General features: G+C 52.7%; 11 protein-coding genes. 7 read left to right on the top strand and 4 right to left on the bottom strand.

Features of this window, described 5'->3' with window-relative positions; genetic code table 11:
• Window positions 1-27 precede the first annotated feature (27 nt).
• Window positions 28-1272, top strand: a complete 1245-nt coding sequence (gene clpX, locus Q3O12_RS01985) for an ATP-dependent Clp protease ATP-binding subunit ClpX (RefSeq protein WP_301669079.1) — start codon at window positions 28-30, stop codon at window positions 1270-1272.
• Between the two features lie 106 nt (window positions 1273-1378).
• Here the strand turns inward: clpX and Q3O12_RS01990 are convergent, their stop codons facing one another.
• Entirely contained in the window at window positions 1379-2572 is a 1194-nt protein-coding gene (locus tag Q3O12_RS01990; protein WP_301669080.1) for an aspartate aminotransferase family protein, read from the bottom strand.
• Between the two features lie 402 nt (window positions 2573-2974).
• Between Q3O12_RS01990 and Q3O12_RS01995 the strand changes: the two genes are divergently transcribed.
• Both Q3O12_RS01995 and Q3O12_RS02000 read left to right on the top strand, forming a co-directional pair.
• Window positions 2975-3475 carry a hypothetical protein gene (locus Q3O12_RS01995; protein ID WP_301669081.1) on the top strand — a complete coding sequence of 167 codons (501 nt, stop codon included), beginning with the start codon at window positions 2975-2977 and terminating at the stop codon, window positions 3473-3475.
• A gap of 84 nt (window positions 3476-3559) precedes the next feature.
• On the top strand, window positions 3560-4114 hold the full coding sequence (locus Q3O12_RS02000; RefSeq protein ID WP_301669083.1) for a hypothetical protein: 555 nt from the start codon (window positions 3560-3562) through the stop codon (window positions 4112-4114).
• A 489-nt stretch (window positions 4115-4603) separates the two neighbouring features.
• Here the strand turns inward: Q3O12_RS02000 and Q3O12_RS02005 are convergent, their stop codons facing one another.
• Complete coding sequence (locus tag Q3O12_RS02005) at window positions 4604-5992, bottom strand: DEAD/DEAH box helicase (protein ID WP_301669084.1); 1389 nt, start codon at window positions 5990-5992, stop codon at window positions 4604-4606.
• A 327-nt stretch (window positions 5993-6319) separates the two neighbouring features.
• Between Q3O12_RS02005 and Q3O12_RS02010 the strand changes: the two genes are divergently transcribed.
• A complete protein-coding gene (locus Q3O12_RS02010; RefSeq protein ID WP_301669085.1) occupies window positions 6320-7267 on the top strand; it encodes a class I SAM-dependent methyltransferase in 948 nt (315 codons plus the stop codon).
• 51 nt (window positions 7268-7318) lie between these two features.
• On the opposite strand, the gene trxA is transcribed toward Q3O12_RS02010, so the two are convergent.
• The gene (gene trxA / locus Q3O12_RS02015; RefSeq protein ID WP_003674588.1) at window positions 7319-7651 is read right to left on the bottom strand and encodes a thioredoxin TrxA; all 333 of its coding nucleotides are present in this window, start codon (window positions 7649-7651) and stop codon (window positions 7319-7321) included.
• Window positions 7652-7948: 297 nt separating this feature from the next.
• Here trxA and dnrN point away from each other — a divergent pair, with 297 nt between their 5' ends.
• Entirely contained in the window at window positions 7949-8422 is a 474-nt protein-coding gene (gene dnrN, locus Q3O12_RS02020) for an iron-sulfur cluster repair protein DnrN (protein ID WP_301669086.1), read from the top strand.
• Between the two features lie 69 nt (window positions 8423-8491).
• Here dnrN and nadE read toward each other — a convergent pair whose 3' ends face one another.
• Window positions 8492-9313: an NAD(+) synthase gene (nadE, locus tag Q3O12_RS02025; RefSeq protein WP_301669087.1), complete on the bottom strand. Its 822-nt coding sequence runs from the start codon at window positions 9311-9313 to the stop codon at window positions 8492-8494.
• A 196-nt stretch (window positions 9314-9509) separates the two neighbouring features.
• Here nadE and xseA point away from each other — a divergent pair, with 196 nt between their 5' ends.
• Together xseA and Q3O12_RS02035 are read left to right on the top strand one after the other, a co-directional pair.
• Complete coding sequence (gene xseA, locus Q3O12_RS02030) at window positions 9510-10865, top strand: exodeoxyribonuclease VII large subunit (RefSeq protein WP_301669088.1); 1356 nt, start codon at window positions 9510-9512, stop codon at window positions 10863-10865.
• Between the two features lie 788 nt (window positions 10866-11653).
• Window positions 11654-13195: an L-lactate MFS transporter gene (locus Q3O12_RS02035; RefSeq protein ID WP_301669089.1), complete on the top strand. Its 1542-nt coding sequence runs from the start codon at window positions 11654-11656 to the stop codon at window positions 13193-13195.
• The last annotated feature ends 35 nt before the right edge of the window (window positions 13196-13230 follow it).

Below are 13230 nucleotides of genomic sequence, written 5' to 3' on the forward strand. Positions count from 1 at the left end.
TGCAACGCATACATTGTAAAGAAAGCTATGTCCAACGAAAACCGTACCTGTTCCTTTTGCGGAAAATCCAAATCACACGTCAAACATTTGATTGAGGGCGAAAACGCCTTTATCTGTGACGAATGCGTCTCAAACTGTATTGAAATATTGCATGAAGACGGAAATGACGGCACGCCTTCGGAAAGTGCCGGAGGGGAGCCGGAAGAATCCGGCAAACTGCCCACGCCCGCCGAAATCGTCGCCAACCTTAACGACCACGTTATCGGTCAGGAACCAGCCAAGAAAGCCTTGGCGGTGTCGGTGTACAACCATTACAAACGCCTGCGCCATCCTAAAGCCGGCGGTAATGTCGAATTGTCGAAATCCAATATCCTGCTTATCGGCCCGACCGGATCGGGTAAAACGCTGTTGGCGCAATCTTTGGCGCGTAAACTGGATGTGCCGTTCGTGATGGCGGATGCAACCACGCTGACCGAAGCAGGTTATGTCGGCGAAGATGTCGAACAGATTATCACCAAGCTCTTGGGCAAATGCGATTTCGATGTCGAAAAAGCCCAGCGCGGCATCGTCTATATCGACGAAATCGATAAAATTTCACGCAAAAGCGACAACCCGTCGATTACCCGCGACGTATCCGGCGAAGGCGTGCAACAAGCCTTGCTGAAACTGATTGAAGGTACGGTGGCAAGTGTTCCGCCCCAAGGCGGCCGCAAGCATCCGAATCAGGAATTTATCAACGTCGATACCACCAACATCCTGTTTATCTGCGGCGGCGCGTTTGCAGGCTTGGAAAAAGTAATCCGTCAGCGCACCGAGAAAGGCGGCATCGGTTTCGGTGCGTCCGTTCACAGCAAGGACGAGGATGCCGACATTACCAAGCTGTTCGGCATCGTCGAACCGGAAGATTTGATCAAATTCGGTCTGATTCCTGAATTGATCGGACGTTTGCCCGTGATTGCAACTTTGGAAGAGTTGGACGAAGACGCGCTGATTAATATTTTAACCGAGCCGAAAAACGCCTTGGTCAAGCAGTATCAGGCCTTGTTCGGCATGGAAAACGTCGAGTTGGAATTTGAAGAAAACGCTTTGCGCAGCATTGCCCGTCAGGCAATGGAACGTAAAACCGGCGCACGCGGCCTGCGGTCCATCGTTGAACGCTGCCTGTTGGATACCATGTACCGCCTGCCTGATTTGAAAGGTTTGAAAAAAGTGGTGGTCGGTAAGGCAGTCATTGAAGAGGGCAGGGAACCGGAATTGGTGTTCGAGTCCTGATGGCAAACAAAACCGCTTCGGAACGTTGAACCACGTTTCCGAAGCGGTTTTTTGTTTCTGATGCCGTCTGAAGCCTTCCCGCCTTCAGACGGCATCTGCTTTCTGCCTAGGGGCAGTTTGCGGCGGCAAATTCTACCAGCGTGTTTTCCAGACGCGCCAAACCTTCCGCCATATCTTCATCGTTCAACAGCAGCGAAGGCGCGAAACGCAATACGTCCGCACCTGCAACCAAAATCATCACGCCGTGTTTCAAGGCGGCGGCGGTTATTTCGGATGCGCGTCCGCGATAAGGCGCGTCCAACACGCAGCCGAGCAGCAGACCCATGCCGCGAACTTGCTTAAACACGCCCGTTTGTTCTCCCAAAGACCGCAATGCCGTCTGAAGTTTCTGCCCCTGTTCACGGACATGGTTTAAAGTTTCGGGCGCATTGATGATGTCGAATGCGCGGCTGCCGACCGCACACGCCATCGGGTTGCCGCCGAAAGTCGAGCCGTGCGTGCCCGGTTGGAAGGCGGCGGCAATCTTTTCTGTCGCCAGCATCGCGCCGATCGGAAAGCCGCAGCCCAATGCCTTTGCCGAACTCAAAATATCGGGAACAACGCCGTAATGTTCATAGGCAAACAGCCTGCCCGTATGCCCCATCCCGGTTTGAACTTCGTCCAAAATCAACAACGCATTGTGCCGGTCGCACAGACGGCGCGCGGTTTGCAAATATTCCGCAGTGGCGGGCAGGATGCCGCTTTCGCCCTGTATCGGCTCGATGATGACCGCGCAGGTCTGTTCGCCGACGGCAGCTTCCAGCGCGGTAATATCGTTGAACGGAACGTGCGTAATGCCTTGCGGCAGTGGTGCATAATCCTTGCTGTATTTCGGCTGGCCGCCGACGGACACGGTAAACAGCGTGCGCCCGTGGAAACTGTTGATACAGGCGACGATTTCGCTTTTGCCTTCGCCGAAACGGTCGCGCGCATATTTCCTCGCCAGCTTCAACGCCGCCTCATTCGCCTCCGCGCCCGAGTTGCAGAAAAAAACCTTGTCGGCAAAGCTGTTTGCAACCAATTTTTGCGCCAATTCCTGCGCCGGCCGTGTCGTATAGATATTGGAAATGTGCCACAGCTTGTGCATCTGCGCGTTTAAAGCATCGACAAGGGCAGGGTGGCAGTGTCCCAGCGCATTAACGGCGATACCGCCTGAAAAATCAATATATTCACGCCCTTCCGTATCCCAAACGCGGCTGCCTGAGGCGCGTTCGGGAATCATCGGTGCAAAGGCGAAATTGGGGGTCAGATAGTTTTGCATAATTGCTCCTGATTGTGGTTTTGCTCGGGATTATGCACCGTTTTTCAGGGCGGATAAAGGGAAATTGCCGACAATATCAGGTAGTGTTAAAAATAAAACTAAATATTTTCAATCGGATAGCTAAAAAATCAAAAAAATTTCGATAAGATGCTTGAGGCACGGCAGCGTTTTGATTTAGACTCTCCCCATATTTTTATCTTCAGACGGCATTTCATTATGCAAGGCAAAACGTTTACAACCGCTTACTGCTATTGGTACCACACAGACGTGCGGTACTTTTTTGCGCTTGCTTGAAATCCATCCCATACGCAAAACAGGCCGCTCGAAAACGGGGCGGCTTTTTTGTTACCTTCACACAGGTCGCCCGATTCGGCAACACACGACAGAATCAGGAAAATGACCATGAATGCAATGCCCCAAACCGCCGTACAAAACGAAACCCTGCACACTTGCAGCATTATTGTCGATGATGCACAGGATTTTTCCCCAATGCTTCTCAATGCAGGGCGGGACGACACACTCATCAGCGAATCGATGATTCCGCAAATCCGCACCGTTGCCGCCCTGATAGCCGCCGAACGGCACGATTTCAGCCGCAGCAGCCCCGCCGAGTTTACCGATGCCGCCGATTTTTTTGCTGCACGGATTCTCGTATTGGGTGTGCGACGCTTCCATCTGGACGTATCGCTGCTTCAGATTTTGAAAACCGCAAACAAGCGTGCCCGCCGTTTTGCCGAAAAACACCGCCTGTTTTTCGTCCCCGCCGAAGCCGAATTGAGTTTGAACAAATGCAAAAACAGCCGCCTGCTGACCGTAGAAACCGAACACGAAGTCGAAAACAAAGGTAACCCAGTCGCCAACAGCCTCGAGTTTGTCCGCAAACTGCACACCCTGCCACTGTAAACATCACGATTTGCCGGCAGAATGCTTGCCAAAATTCCCGACGGCGATACAATAAAACCGATTTTCCACCCGAACAGGACACACATGAAAAAAATCATCGCCTCCGCGCTTATCGCAACATTCGCACTCGCCGCCTGCCAAGACGACACGCAGGCGCGGCTCGAACGGCAGCAGAAACAGATTGAAGCCCTGCAACAGCAGCTCGCACAGCAGGCAGACGATACGGTTTACCAACTGACTCCCGAAGCAGTCAAAGACACCATTCCTGCCGAAGCACAGGCAAACGGCAACAACGGTCAACCCGTTACCGGCAAAGACGGGCAGCAGTATATTTACGACCAATCGACAGGAAGCTGGCTGCTGCAAAGCCTGGTCGGCACGGCGGCGGGCGCGTTTATCGGCAACGCGCTGGCAAACAAATTCACACGGGCGGGCAACCAAGACAGTCCTGTCGCCCGGCGCGCGCGTGCCGCCTACCATCAGTCCGCACGCCCCAATGCGCGCACCAGCAGGGATTTGAACACGCGCAGCCTCCGTGCAGAACAACAGGCGGCGCAGGCGCAGCGTTACCGTCCGACAACGCGCCCGCCTGCCAATTACCGCCGCCCCGCTATGCGCGGTTTCGGCAGGAGGCGGTAAATCCGTCGCGCCAATGCCGTCTGAAGGGCTTTCAGACGGCATCATATCGAACCGTCAGGCCGTAGGGCGAGCATTCTTGCCGACCGATGCAAGGGCGGGATTTGGCGGGTGGGAATGCCTACCCTGCATCTGAACCTTTCCGCGTCATTCCCGCGTAGGAAGGAATCTAGGTATCTAAATTTACATAAATTTCAATTGTTTCCAAAGCGGAAAAGGGTTTTTATCGCAGCCTAATCCTTTGGGTATCAAAGCCGGGCGGTGCTGAAACATTATAGTGGATTAACAAAAAGCAGTACGGCGTTGCCTCGCCTTAGCTCAAAGAGAACGATTCTCTAAGGTGCTGAAGCACCAAGTGAATCGGTTCCGTACTATTGTACTGTCTGCGGCTTCGTCGCATTGTCCTGATTTTTGTTAATCCACTATACAAAAATGCCGTCTGAAACCCGAAATCGGTTTCAGACGGCATTGGTTTATGCGGCAGGTTGGGGCTTAGCGGTCTTTGTAACGGCGTTCGCTTTTGCCTACAAAAGAATCGCCGGCTTTGTGTTTGCCTTTGAAGCCTTCGCCGGTTTTTTTGAAACTATCTTTCTTAAAGCCTTCTTTCTTGAAACCTTCGCCGCGCGTTTTGCCGCCGAAGCCTTCTTTGCCCGGTTTATGATCGTCGCGCCAGCCGCCGGATTTGCGATCGCCCCAGCCGCCTTTACCTTTCGGCTTGCCGCTTGCGGATTTGCGCTTGCGGGTCGGTTCCATGCCTTCGATGGTCAGCTCAGGCAATTTGCGACCGATGTATTTTTCAATTTTGTGTACTTTGACGTATTCGTTTACTTCGGCAAAAGTCATCGCAATGCCGGTACGCCCTGCGCGGCCGGTGCGTCCGATGCGGTGAACGTAGTCTTCCGCCTGTTTCGGCAAGTCGTAGTTGATGACGTGGGTAATGGTCGGCACGTCGATACCGCGTGCGGCAACGTCGGTGGCAACCAAAATTTTGCAGCGGCCTTTGCGCAAATCCATCAGCGTGCGGTTGCGCCAGCCCTGCGGCATATCGCCGTGCAGGCAGTTGGCGGCGAAACCTTTTTCGTACAATTCATCCGCGATGACTTCGGTCATGGCTTTGGTGGACGTGAAAATCACGCATTGGTCGATGTTGGCATCACGCAGGATGTGGTCGAGCAGGCGGTTTTTGTGGCGCATATCGTCGCAGTACAGCAGTTGTTCTTCGATTTTGCCTTGGTCGTCCACGCGTTCGACTTCGATGATTTCAGGGTCTTTGGTCAGTTTGCGCGCCAGTTTGCCGACCGCGCCGTCCCAAGTGGCGGAGAACAATAAAGTCTGACGGTCGCTCGGCGTTGCTTCCACGATGGTTTCGATGTCGTCGATAAAGCCCATATCCAACATACGGTCGGCTTCGTCCAAAATCAGCACTTCCAAACGGGCGAAATCGACTTTGCCGCTTTGCATCAAGTCCATCAGACGGCCCGGCGTGGCGACAATCAGATCGATGGGTTTGCTCAGGGCGCGGGTTTGATAGCCGAAAGACGCGCCACCGACAATGCTGACGGTACGGAACCAACGCATATTTTTGGCATACGCCAGCGCGTTTTTCTCGACTTGCGCCGCCAATTCGCGGGTCGGGGTCAATACCAAAGCGCGCGGGCCTTTGCCTGGTTTTTCGCTGCGTTTGGTCAGTTTTTGCAAAGTCGGCAGCAGGAAGGCTGCGGTTTTGCCGGAACCGGTTTGTGCCGAAGCCATAATGTCGCGGCCATCCAAAGCAAACGGAATCGCTTGCGCCTGAATCGGGGTTGGGCTTTCGTAACCCTCGCTGCGCACGGCGGACAAAATGTTTTTATCGAGGTTCAAATCGGCAAATTTAATAGACATAGCTATCCTTGGAAGACAACAACGCCCGCGTCCGAAAGGTTCAGACGGCCTGAAGCAGGGAAGGGTAACGATACGGGGAATGTGAAGTTACAGGGTTGTCGCAAGCGGCTCGCTTGTGGTTTACATCGACGGCAACCTGCACAGATACGCTTTGCAAAATCAAAGCAACAAAAGAAACGCGCCCGTAAGGGCGGTTTAGGTTGGAAGGCGATGGCTTCGTATGACAAGATAAGCGGCGGATGGTATAGGGTTTGCCCGAAACGGTCAAGCAATCGGGCGTTAATTACAGTAAAATTGCCGTTTTCCACTTTATTCCGCCTGAAATCAATGACCGACATCACACCGTTTGCCAACCGCTTGGGCAAAAACATCAAACACCTTATGAAATGGGCGAAACGCAACGGCATCGAAGCCTGGCGCATTTACGACCGCGACATCCCGCAATTCCCTTTTGCCGCCGATGTTTACGGAGATCGAATTCACCTTCAGGAATACGATACCGGCTGGCTGATGCGGCCCGAAGAATATGAAGCGTGGCTTGCCGAAGTCTTGGAAGCCATCGCTTTCGTTACAGGTTTTGCGCCCGAACAAATCCACCTCAAACGCCGCGAACGCCAAAAAGGTTTGCAGCAATACGAGAAAACCGGAAAGGCGGGCGACGATTTCGTCATCACCGAAAACGGCCGCAAGTTTTGGGTCAACCTTGATAAGTATTTGGATACGGGGCTTTTTTTGGATCATCGAAACACGCGCAAAAAAGTCGGCGAAACGGCGGCGGGCAAACGGTTTTTAAACCTGTTTTCTTACACCGGCAGCTTTACCGTCTATGCAGCCACCGGCGGAGCAGCGTCCAGTGAAACCGTTGATTTGTCCAACACGTATCTCGATTGGGCGAAGCGCAATTTTGAATTGAACGGCATCGATATGGAACGGCACAAAATCGTCCGCGCCGACGTGTTCCAATATCTTCAGACGGCATATGGGGAAGGCAGGCAGTTCGACCTCATTGTGATGGACCCGCCCAGTTTTTCCAACAGCAAGAAAATGTCCGACATCCTCGACATTCAGCGCGACCACAAAAAGCTGATTGACGGCGCGATGAAGCTGCTCGCTTCAGACGGTCTTTTGTACTTCTCCAACAACTTGCGCAGCTTCGTCTTGGACGATTCGGTATCGGAACAATACGCCGTCAAAGACATTTCCAAGCAGTCCGTTCCCGACGATTTCCGCAACAAAAAAATCCATCAGTGTTGGGAAATCCGTAAAAAGGCTTAAAACAAAAAAAGCCGTCGGATTAAATTCCGGCGGCTTTTTTTCATATTGCCGTTAGGCGATGGAAGCCTCAACAAAGGCAGTCAGCTGACCTTTTGCCAATGCGCCGACTTTGGTGGCGACGACTTCGCCGTTTTTGAACACCATCAGGGTCGGAATACCGCGTACGCCGAAACGGGACGGGGTGGCTTCATTGTCATCGATATTGAGTTTGACCACTTTCAGACGACCTTCAAATTCGGCGGCAATGTCGTCCAAAATAGGGGCAATCATTTTGCAGGGGCCGCACCACGGAGCCCAAAAGTCCAGCAGGACGGGGATATCTGCATTTAAAACGTCTTTTTCAAAAGCGGCATCGCTGGTGTGTACAATCAATTCGCTGCTCATCAAATTTTCCTTTTAGGTTTGGATTAGTGGGATAGTGTGCAGAATAGGGCTTGAACGCAAAAGTTTCAAGGGGGATGTTCGGATAATAGTTTTTTTGTACCGCCCTCATCGTCTTTGCAAATTCATCCGACGGCACGGGTCGCATTATATTTCTGAAAATTACTTTTATTATCAAAATGTAATAAATATGTTTGAGGCTGTACAGAAGCGCGCGGGTGGTGTATGCTTTGTTTAAATAGATTCTTAAAATATGAATGTTAAAAATAAACCCTAAAACCCTATAAAAGGAACCCTGCCATGACTGATTTTTCCGTTTGGGAAACCGCCCCCTTTGGTGCGACTGTCGATCATATCCTGCAACGCTACCACAATGTACACCGTGCACAATTTGAAGAATTGGTGCCGCTGGCGCAAAAAGTGGCCCAAGTTCATGCCGACACCTTTCTGGCGAAAATTGCCGAGCTGCTTGCCTATATGCAGAACGAACTGCTGATGCATATGATGAAAGAGGAAAGGATGCTGTTTCCGATGATTAATCAGGGTGTTGGCCGGGGGGCGGCGATGCCGATCAGCGTGATGATGCACGAACATGAAGAACACGACCGCGCCATCGCACGGCTCAAAGAGCTGACCAATGATTTCCACGCGCCCGAAGGGGCTTGCGGAAGCTGGACGCGGCTTTACGCTTTGGCCAAAGAAATGGTGGAGGATTTGAACGACCACATTCATTTAGAAAACGATATTTTGTTTGCCCGCGTACTCGATTCTTAAGGGATAGGAGTCGGATATTTCCATGCCGTCTGAAACACGGTTTTCCGTTTCAGACGGCATTTTCATGTTTCAGCCCAGCAATTCGGGTGGAATGCGGCACACGGGAATAGGGTTGATTTTGTGCTGCATGGCGCGGTGCAGCCGCGTATAGATTTCCAGAATTTCGCGCCGCCGCCCTTCAAAATCTTCGGGTTTGCGCGTGCCGTACACGCCCATTGCCCACTCCAGTTCGGGATAGCTTGCGCCCATCTGTTCCTCGTCGGTGCGTTCCGTATCCCACAGGCCATCGGTCGGAGGGGCTTTTTGAATCGCCTCGTCCACGCCTAATGCTTCGGCAAGCCGGTAAACCTGGGTTTTGGTTAGGTCGGCAATCGGGCTGATGTCCACGCCGCCGTCACCGTATTTGGTAAAAAATCCTACGCCGAAATCTTCAATTTTATTGCCTGTCCCTGTAACCAGCAGTCCGTGTATCTGCCCGTAGTAGTACAGGGTCAGCATACGCAGGCGGCTTCTGGCGTTGGCGAGGGAAAGCGGCTGATTGTCAAATGCCGTCTGATGAATGCCGACGGTTTGCTCAAAGGTCTGGAAGGTGTCGGTCAGATCGACCGTTTGCGCGCTTACATTGGCATATTGCCGTTGCAGATTGCGGATGTGCAGCCTTGCCCGCTCAAGCTGGTCGGGGTGTTGGCGTATCGGCATATCCAGAAGCAGCGTGGTGCGGCCGGTGCGGGCGGCGAGTGCGGAGACGACGGCGGAATCGATGCCGCCGGAAACGCCCACGACAAACCCTTTTGCATTTGCCCGGGCGGCGTATTCGTCCAACCATCGGGCGATATGTGTGATAACTGCCTGCGTATCCATTTTTCCTCCTGTCGAAAATATCCGCATCATAGCTTGTCGGCGGTTCAATTTGAATAGATTGCAGGCAGGTTGATGAATATTTTTCCCATTCCCCGCTTAAAAAAGTCATATGGGAAAAGGCGGGCGGCAAGATGGCGCGTGTTATAATATTGTTGACAATTTAGGCGGCTCGATGCCGCCTTAGGCTTCAAAACATATTTATATTTTTTACTATTTGATTGATTCGATGTCTGATTTTTTTCATTCTGACGTATTGTCCGTTTCTGAGTTGAACGCATTTGCCAAAAGTCTTTTGGAAAACCACCTTGCCGGTTTGTGGATTGCCGGCGAAGTGTCCAACCTGACCCGCGCCGCCAGCGGACATTATTATTTCTCGCTCAAAGACAGCCGCGCGCAGGTGCGTTGCGCGATGTTCAAAGGTGCGGCGGCGCGTTTGGCGAAGCCTTTGAAAGAAGGCGACCATATCGAAGTGTCGGGCAAAATCAGCATTTACGAGGCGCGGGGCGAATTTCAGATTACGGTGAACGAGGTACGGCTCAAAGGTTTGGGGCAGCTTTACGAAGCCTATGAGCGGTTGAAGGCGCAGTTGCAGGCGGAAGGCGCGTTTGCGGCGGAACGCAAAAAACCTTTGCCCGTCCGTCCGCAATGCATCGGCATCGTCACCAGCTTAGCGGCGGCGGCTTTACGCGATGTCGTGACCACCTTAAACCGCCGCGCGCCCGAAATCCCCGTTATCGTTTATCCGACACCCGTTCAAGGCACAGGCAGCGAGTTACAAATCGCACAAGCGATTAAAACCGCATCGCAACGCGCCGAATGCGACGTGTTGATTGTCTGTCGCGGCGGTGGCAGCATTGAAGACTTGTGGGCGTTTAACGAAGAACCGGTCGTACGCGCAATCGAAGCCTGCGCGATTCCGATCGTCAGCGGCGTAGGCCACGAAACCGATTTCACGCTCGCCGATTTCGTCGCCGACGTTCGCGCACCGACACCGACCGGCGCGGCAGAGTTGGTCAGCCCCAACCGTCAAGAATCTCTACATCGCCTCGCCCAAGCCCAAGGCCGTCTGAAAACCGTTTTGGAACAACGCTATTTCGATGCCAGCCAAAAACTCGACTGGCTTGTGCGGCAAATCCGTCATCCGCGCCAAAAACTCGACGAACAGCACACCTACATTCACAAACTGGCGCAAACCCTGTCTTACTCGATGACGCAAAACGTCCGCGCCCACACCGCCCGTTTCGAACGCCAAACCCAAGCCCTGCAACATTGCCGCCCCGATATTTCCGTTTACCGGCAAGACATCGAGCGTTTTCAGACGACCTTGTCGCACGCCTTCCGCCAGCTGCTCGCCCGGCGCCGCCAAAGCCTGACCGCCCAAGCCTCCCTGCTCGAAGCCGTTTCGCCGCAGCACATTCTGGAACGCGGCTTTTCCGTCGTCAAAAATACACGCGGACAAGTCATCCGCAACGCCGATGTTTTGAAGCAGGGGCAGAAGCTGCACATTACTTTCGCCGACGGCGAAACCGACGTGCGCGTAAGCAAAGAACAAGGGCAGCAGGATTTGTTTGATTGTATTTAAACCCAATCGGAAAAACCGCTCCCCCTCTGCCGTCATTCCCGCAAAAGCGGGAATCCAGAAGCGAAAAGTGGTGGGAATGTATTAGAAATGACCGAAACTCAAAAAACGGATTCCGCCTGCTCGGGAATGATGAGTCAGAAGTTACTCGAAACTTAAAAAAAACGAAATCGAACGGACTGGATTCCCGCCTGCGCGGGAATGACGATTGATACGTTTCGATAATTTATTGAAGATGGCTGAAATTCAAAGTTACAGAAATTTATAAATAAAAAACAGCAACCTGCCGCCGTCATTCTCGCGAAAGCGGGAATCCAGTCCCTTGACCTTAAGATAATCTTTAATTCGTCATTCTCGCAAAAGCGGGAATCTGGAAGCGAAAAGTGGTGGGAATGTATTAGAAATGACTGAAACTCAAAAAACCGGATTCCCGCCTACGCGGGAATGACGATTGATACGTTTCGATAATTTATTGAAGATGGCTGAAATTCAAAGTTACAGAAATTTATAAACAAAAAACAGCAACCCGCCGCCGTCATTCCCGCGAAAGCGGGAATCCAGTCCCTTGACCTTAAGATAATCTTTAATTCGTCATTCCCGCAAAAGCGGGAATCCGGAAGCGAAAAGCCGCAGGAATTTATCGGAAAAAACAGAAACCTCTCCGTACACCCGAAATGTTTCAGACGGGGCATCTTGGGGTGGATAAAAACCAACCCAATATTTTTATAATTTTCAATAAGTTATATTGAGAAAACGAAATTTTATTTTTCAACTGACAGAAAGAGGATGTTATGAAGTTTTTAGACCGTGAGGCAAGCATTGCCAAGCCGGGTTTCAACCGTTGGCTCGTACCGCCCGCAGCATTGGCGGTGCACCTTGCCATCGGGCAGATTTACGCCTATTCCGTATTCAACGCGCCGCTGACCAAACTTATCGGCATAACCGAATCGGCGGCCGGAGATTGGAAGCTGACGACCGTAGGTTGGATTTTCAGTATCGCACTCGCGATGCTGGGCGCGTCGGCCGCCCTGTTCGGCACATGGATGGAACGGGTAGGGCCGCGCAAAGCCATATTTGCCGCCGCCTGCTGTTTCAGCCTGGGCTTCTTCGTATCCGCATTCGGCGTGAGTACGCACAACCTCTTCCTGCTTTATTTGGGCAACGGCGTCATCGGTGGCGTAGGCTTAGGCTTAGGCTACATCGGGCCGGTTTCCACACTGATGAAATGGTTTCCCGACAAGCCGGGTATGGCGACCGGTTTGGCGATTATGGGTTTCGGCGGCGGCGCAATGCTGGCCTCTCCGCTTTCCGTATCACTGATGAACGCCTTTTCAAACGCCGCTTCAGTCGGGGTTGTTGAAACCTTTGCCGTATTGGGCCTGCTTTACCTCGCACTGATGATGTTCGGCGCGTTTACCATCCGCGTACCTGCCGACGGCTGGAAACCTGAAGGCTATACCGCGCCGAAAACGCAAAACAAGCTGGTCAGCAGCAATCATGTCAACGTGTCACAAGCCATGAAAACGCCGCAATTTTGGCTGTTGTTCTGGGTATTGTGCCTGAACGTAACCGCCGGCATTGGCGTATTGGGTCAGGCATCCGTGATGATTCAGGAACTCTTTTCCGAAACCTCCGTAGGCAGGCAGGCGTCAGTCGGCGCAGGTGCGGCGGCAGGCTTCGTCAGCCTCCTGAGCCTGTTTAACATGGGCGGACGCTTTTTATGGTCGAGCGTTTCCGACAAAATCGGACGCAAAAACACCTACACCATCTTCTTCGTACTCGGTTCGCTGCTGTATTTCGCCGTTCCCTCCATCGGCGAGGGCGGCAGCAAAGCCCTGTTCATCATCGGCTTTTGCGTGATTATTTCCATGTACGGCGGCGGATTTGCCGCCATTCCCGCCTACCTGAAAGACCTGTTCGGCACCTATCAGGTCGGCGCGATTCACGGGCGCATCCTGCTGGCCTGGTCAACCGCCGCCGTCATCGGCCCGGTACTGGTCAATTACATACGCCAAAGCCAAATCGACAGCGGCATACCGGCAGCACAGGCATACAGCGTAACCATGTACATTATGGCGGGCCTGCTGATTATCGGACTGCTGTGCAACCTCGCCGTCAAATCCGTACACGAAAAACACCACGAAAAAGACATCAAAACCGCCGCACGCAGCGGCAACCCCGATGACGAAACCGCCATATCCGACGCTTACCTTGTGGGCGAAAAAGTTTCCGGCGGCGGCATATCGGTCTGGTGGCGTTGGGCATTGGCCGTCATACCGCTCGCCTACGGCGTGGTGATGGTCTTTGTCAAAGCACTCGACCTTTTCTCCTGAAAACGCCCGAATAAAATGCCGTCTGAAACAGCAGA

The sequence above is a fragment of the Neisseria benedictiae genome, assembly GCF_958267435.1.
Classification (GTDB): Bacteria; Pseudomonadota; Gammaproteobacteria; order Burkholderiales; family Neisseriaceae; genus Neisseria; species Neisseria bergeri.

What these genes read in the sequence shown, in the direction of transcription:
- Q3O12_RS01990 (WP_301669080.1), bottom strand. Translation starts at nt 2,572, where the DNA reads ATGCAAAACTATCTGACCCCCAATTTCGCCTTTGCACCGATGATTCCC.
- Q3O12_RS01995 (WP_301669081.1), top strand. Translation starts at nt 2,975, where the DNA reads ATGAATGCAATGCCCCAAACCGCCGTACAAAACGAAACCCTGCACACT.
- nadE (WP_301669087.1), bottom strand. Translation starts at nt 9,313, where the DNA reads ATGATGCGGATATTTTCGACAGGAGGAAAAATGGATACGCAGGCAGTT.
- dnrN (WP_301669086.1), top strand. Translation starts at nt 7,949, where the DNA reads ATGACTGATTTTTCCGTTTGGGAAACCGCCCCCTTTGGTGCGACTGTC.
- clpX (WP_301669079.1), top strand. Translation starts at nt 28, where the DNA reads ATGTCCAACGAAAACCGTACCTGTTCCTTTTGCGGAAAATCCAAATCA.
- Q3O12_RS02000 (WP_301669083.1), top strand. Translation starts at nt 3,560, where the DNA reads ATGAAAAAAATCATCGCCTCCGCGCTTATCGCAACATTCGCACTCGCC.
- Q3O12_RS02005 (WP_301669084.1), bottom strand. Translation starts at nt 5,992, where the DNA reads ATGTCTATTAAATTTGCCGATTTGAACCTCGATAAAAACATTTTGTCC.
- trxA (WP_003674588.1), bottom strand. Translation starts at nt 7,651, where the DNA reads ATGAGCAGCGAATTGATTGTACACACCAGCGATGCCGCTTTTGAAAAA.
- Q3O12_RS02010 (WP_301669085.1), top strand. Translation starts at nt 6,320, where the DNA reads ATGACCGACATCACACCGTTTGCCAACCGCTTGGGCAAAAACATCAAA.
- Q3O12_RS02035 (WP_301669089.1), top strand. Translation starts at nt 11,654, where the DNA reads ATGAAGTTTTTAGACCGTGAGGCAAGCATTGCCAAGCCGGGTTTCAAC.
- xseA (WP_301669088.1), top strand. Translation starts at nt 9,510, where the DNA reads ATGTCTGATTTTTTTCATTCTGACGTATTGTCCGTTTCTGAGTTGAAC.